Raw genomic sequence first — 3758 nt, 5'->3', positions numbered from 1 at the left:
GGTTCCAGCCGACCCCCCTCCGGCCCCGCCCGCACCGGCATCCCGGGAATCTTCCAGCAACCCCGGCATGCCCGGCGGGCCCGCAGCGCGATAGGGTGGACACCGTGAACGAACTCGACGTCGTCGGCGTCCGCGTCGAGATGCCGTCCAACCAGACGATCGTCCTGCTCCGCGAGGTCAGCGGCGAGCGGTACCTGCCGATCTGGATCGGGGCCAACGAGGCCTCGGCCATCGCGCTGGCCCAGCAGGGCGTCACGCCGCCGCGCCCGCTGACCCACGACCTGTTCCGGGACGTGCTGGCCGCCTTCGGCCGGCAGCTGCTGGAGGTCCGCATCACCGCGATGCGCGACATGGTCTTCTACGCCGAGCTGGTCTTCGACGGCGGCCTGCAGGTCAGCGCGCGCCCCTCGGACGCCATCGCGCTGGCGCTGCGGACCGGTGCCACCATCTACGGGGCCGAGGAAGTGCTCGCCGAGAGCAGCATCCTGATCCCGGACGAGCAGGAGGACGAGGTGGAAGTCGAGCGCTTCCGCGAATTCCTCGACCAGGTCTCGCCCGAGGACTTCGGCGCCTGACGGTCCAGCTGCCCCGCTGTTCGAGTGCCTTGCTGTCCGAGCGCCCCGCCTGTCCGACTGTCTCGGTGCCCGACCCCCTGCCGTCCCACCCCTTGAGCATCGCCGTGCGGCCGCGGAACCGGCTTCCCGCGCTCACCGCGAAGGTCGGATAGTCCGATTCACGAAGACACGCCCGATGCCTCCCGGGCGATGTCGTTGACCGGCGCCCCGTGCCGCGCATACGGTCGAAGACAGCTAGAGGCAGACGTAACTGGAGGGGTGAGCCGAGACCGTGGCCCGGACGGCCTACGCCGGCCGCCGACGGCCGCGGCGCCGATCGGCACCGACGAATCGGGTTTGCGGAGACTGATCGACGTCAAGGAATCCGGGCGAGGGATCTTTCCCGACAACACGGATCGGCGTGGGTTCCCTCACTGGGGCTCTTCAAGCGGAAGGCCAAGCACATGACCGGGACGGGCGCTGCGAGCGCGAGCGGGTTCCCGCGCGCGGTCGGGCCGGGCGACGTGCCGGCCGCCTCCGCGCGGCGGCCGGACGCCCCGCCGACCGGCTACCGCGGGCCGACGGCCTGCGCCGCGGCCGGGATCACCTACCGCCAACTGGACTACTGGGCCCGCACCGGCCTGGTCGAGCCGTCGATCCGGTCCGCCACGGGCTCCGGGTCGCAGCGGATGTACAGCTTCCGCGACATCATCGCGCTGAAGATCGTCAAGCGCCTGCTGGACACCGGGGTCTCGCTCCAGAACATCCGCATCGCGGTCGGCTACCTGCGCGCCCGCGGCGAGGCCGACCTGGCCGGCGTCACCCTGATGAGCGACGGCGCGAGCGTCTACGAGTGCACGTCCCCGGACGAGGTCTTCGACCTGGTGCAGGGCGGCCAGGGGGTGTTCGGGATCGCCGTGGACGCGGTGTGCCGCGAGGTCGAGGGGACGCTGAGGCAGTTCCCGGGGGGCGGCGAGGACGTCGTCGGCGGCTCCGGCGGCTCCGGCGCGGGATCGGCCGGCAGTGTCACCGGCACCGTTCCCGGCGACCAGGATGACGCGTCGCAGGCCGTGGACGAACTGGCCCGGCGGCGGCGGATAAAGGCGGTCTGAAACCGGTGACCCCCGGGTTTTCCCGGACCTGCGCGGCCCCGATTCGGCGGAACCACGATCCACTACCCGGCGTCTACTGCACGTGACCCGAATTCCGCTGCGCCGGTGGCTGTCCCAGCGAGTGCCCCGGACCCGCAAGAGCCAGCGCCGGCTGTACCAGGCCGCGGTGCTCGCCGTGGTGCTGCTGTTCGCGCCGGTGACCGCCGTGCGGGCCTACGCGTCCCCCTATCAGCGCAACGCGGCCTCGGTGCCCTACGAGCCGGTCGCGATCGTCTTCGGCGCGGGCGCGCCCGACGGCCAGCCGACGCCGTACCTGGTGCGGCGGCTGAACGTGGCCCTGGACCTGTACCGGCGCGGCAAGGTGGCCGTGATCCTGGTGACCGGCGACAACTCCCACCCCGGCTACGACGAGCCCACCGTGATGCGCGACTACCTGGTGAACCGGGGCGTGCCGACGGCGCGGATCGTGCGCGACTTCGCCGGGTTCGACACCTGGGCCTCGTGCGCGCGGGCCAAGAAGATCTTCGGGGTCGATCACGCCACGCTGGTGACGCAGGACTTCCACATGCCGCGGGCGCTGTTGCTGTGCCGCGCGGCGGGGATCGACGGGTACGGGGTCTCCGACACCGGAGAGTCCGTGGACGGCGAGAACGAGCTGGTCCACGACTCGGCGCGCGAGGTGCTGGCCGGGATCAAGGCCTGGGGACAGGCCGTGTTCCAGCCGGACCCGGTGCTGGGGAAGAAGGAGGCCGGCGTGGCGGACGCGCTCGCGGCGGCCGGGGCTAAAGCCGCTGCGCTGTCGCGATGAGGACCCGGTAGTTGAAGGGGACGGTGTCTTCAGGCGTGATCGACTCGCGAAGGGCGTCACGGAAGACTTCGCGAAGACGCGCCATGGCGGCCTCGTCGAGCGGCTCGAAGTCGTAGAGGCTGGAGATGCCGGCCCACACCTGCTCGAACGGGCCGCCCAGATCGAGGGTGGCTTTCTCGAGAACCACGGGGGCGAAGCCGGCCGGGCTGAGGATTTCGTCGAGCCCTTCGCGGCTGCGGGTCCTGCGATCGCCCAACCGAGGCATCCGCTCGGCCTCGGGGACCTGCTCGATCTCTGCGGTCGACAGCGTGCGGAACCGCTCGTAGGCCTCGCCGAGCAGCACGCCGTCGCCGACCACGAACGCCAGGACCCCTCCCGGCGCCAGGACCCGGGCCACCTCCGCCGCGACCTGCTCGATGTCGGCCATCAGCATCAGCGCCATGTGGCAGACGCAGGCGTCGAAGCTGTCGTCCGGGAACGGGAGCGCCTGGGCCCGCGCCACTTCGAGCGTGGTGCCGGACAGCGCCGGGCGTTCGCGGGCGAGCGCCAGTGTTTCCGGGGACAGGTCCACTCCGGCGAGCTGCCTGCCGCCCTCCTCGGCCAGGAGTTCGAGCAGCAGGCCGTCGCCGCAGCCGAGATCCAGGACGCGCTTGCGGCCGGCCACCCGGTCGCGCAGGAGCTCGTAGCTGGACCGGCCCTCCGGGTCGCGGGCGTCGCCGAGCCAGTCCGAGGTCACCGCCGGGTGCTCGGCGTGGAACGCGTGAAGGAAGGCTTCTTGCGATGCGGCGCTCGTCATATCAACAGCCTACGGATGCCGGAGCTCGAACGGCGGACTACACGACTGATTCCAAGGGGTGGCCGGTAGCAGGACCGCACCTGACGAGCAGACTTGCGAAACGGCTCAGCAGCAAGCATGGGTGACCCGGACGACCTCCCTCAGCCTGGTTGGCTGTGGGTGGGCGGCCGGGGCGGCCAGGCGCCGCTGATCAGCCGTTTCGCCCGGCTACCTCTTGGAATCAGTCGTGTAGCGTCGAGGCATGATCACAGGTACGCACGCGATTCTTTACAGCGCCGATCCGGAGGCCGACCGGGCCTTCCTGCGCGACGTGCTCGAGTTCCCGCACGTGGACGCCGGCGGCGGCTGGCTCATCTTCCAGCTGCCGCCGGCCGAGCTCGGCGTGCACCCGGCCGAGGGCCCGCCGGCCGGCGAGCTCTACCTGATGTGCGACGACCTGGACGCCACGCTGGCCGTGCTGGCCGCCCGGGGTGTGCACTCGGTGGGGG

At 71.5% G+C, this 3758-nt stretch carries 5 protein-coding genes; 4 read left to right on the top strand and 1 reads right to left on the bottom strand.

The features are described from left to right. Positions 1-104 precede the first annotated feature (104 nt). The 3 genes from GWK61_RS53200 (at position 105) to GWK61_RS53190 (ending at position 2474) form a co-directional block, all read left to right on the top strand. Positions 105-575 carry a bifunctional nuclease family protein gene (locus GWK61_RS53200; RefSeq protein ID WP_012787332.1) on the top strand — a complete coding sequence of 157 codons (471 nt, stop codon included), beginning with the start codon at positions 105-107 and terminating at the stop codon, positions 573-575. A 443-nt stretch (positions 576-1018) separates the two neighbouring features. Further along, positions 1019-1666: a MerR family transcriptional regulator gene (locus GWK61_RS60400; RefSeq protein WP_194921970.1), complete on the top strand. Its 648-nt coding sequence runs from the start codon at positions 1019-1021 to the stop codon at positions 1664-1666. A gap of 82 nt (positions 1667-1748) precedes the next feature. Continuing rightward, the gene (locus tag GWK61_RS53190; RefSeq protein WP_194921968.1) at positions 1749-2474 is read left to right on the top strand and encodes a SanA/YdcF family protein; all 726 of its coding nucleotides are present in this window, start codon (positions 1749-1751) and stop codon (positions 2472-2474) included. On the opposite strand, the gene GWK61_RS53185 is transcribed toward GWK61_RS53190, so the two are convergent. Continuing rightward, entirely contained in the window at positions 2449-3270 is an 822-nt protein-coding gene (locus GWK61_RS53185; RefSeq protein WP_194921966.1) for a class I SAM-dependent methyltransferase, read from the bottom strand. The genes GWK61_RS53190 and GWK61_RS53185 overlap by 26 nt on opposite strands. Before the next feature lie 241 nt (positions 3271-3511). On the opposite strand from GWK61_RS53185, the gene GWK61_RS53180 reads away from it, so the two are divergent. Beyond that, positions 3512-3758 (top strand): VOC family protein (locus tag GWK61_RS53180; RefSeq protein ID WP_194921964.1); only part of this gene is annotated, 247 nt, incomplete at its 3' end.

This window comes from Catenulispora rubra, assembly GCF_015356825.1.
GTDB classification, from domain to species: domain Bacteria; phylum Actinomycetota; class Actinomycetes; order Streptomycetales; family Catenulisporaceae; genus Catenulispora; species Catenulispora rubra.
The sequence above is the reverse complement of the archived record's forward strand: the minus strand, read 5'-3'. Positions and strand labels throughout refer to the sequence as shown.